Source organism: Arthrobacter sp. AOP36-C1-22, from assembly GCF_052377515.1.
GTDB lineage: Bacteria > Actinomycetota > Actinomycetes > Actinomycetales > Micrococcaceae > Arthrobacter_H.
In genome coordinates this window covers 1-568 of the sequence record NZ_JBQSWW010000068.1, presented here as the reverse complement: position 1 = coordinate 568, position 568 = coordinate 1, and the positions used below count along the sequence as shown (strand labels likewise).

The window sequence follows — 568 nt, the reverse complement described above, 5'->3', positions numbered from 1 at the left end:
AGGAACGTGCCGTGGAACCCGAAGAACAACATCCAGAAGTGGATCTTGCCCAGCCGTTCGTTGAGCATCCGGCCGGTCCATTTGGGCCACCAGAAGTAGAAGCCGGCGAACATGGCGAACACGACGGTCCCGAAGACCACGTAGTGGAAGTGGGCGACCACGAAGTAGGTATCCGAAACGTGGATGTCCAGCGTGGGTGCCGAGAGGATGATGCCGGTCAGTCCGCCGAAGAGGAAGGTCACCAGGAACCCGATGCTCCAGAGCATGGGTGTCTCGAAGGTGATGGATCCTCGCCACATCGTGCCGATCCAGTTGAAGAACTTCACCCCGGTGGGCACCGCGATCAGCATGGTCATGAATCCAAAGAACGGCAGGGCCACGGAGCCGGTGGCGTACATGTGGTGCGCCCACACCGAGATCGAGAGCGCGGCGATCGAGATCGTCGCGAAGATCAGGCCCTTATAGCCGAAGATCGGCTTGCGGGAAAAGACCGGGAAGATCTCCGAGACGATGCCGAAGAACGGCAGCGCAATGATGTAGACCTCGGGGTGGCCGAAGAACCAGAACA

General features: G+C 59.7%; 1 protein-coding gene. It reads right to left on the bottom strand.

All coding sequences use genetic code 11. From position 1 onward, the window contains the following. Positions 1-568, bottom strand: a 568-nt coding sequence (locus tag ACT3S6_RS15900) for a cbb3-type cytochrome c oxidase subunit I (RefSeq protein ID WP_444555777.1), incomplete at both ends; no start/stop codon positions are given.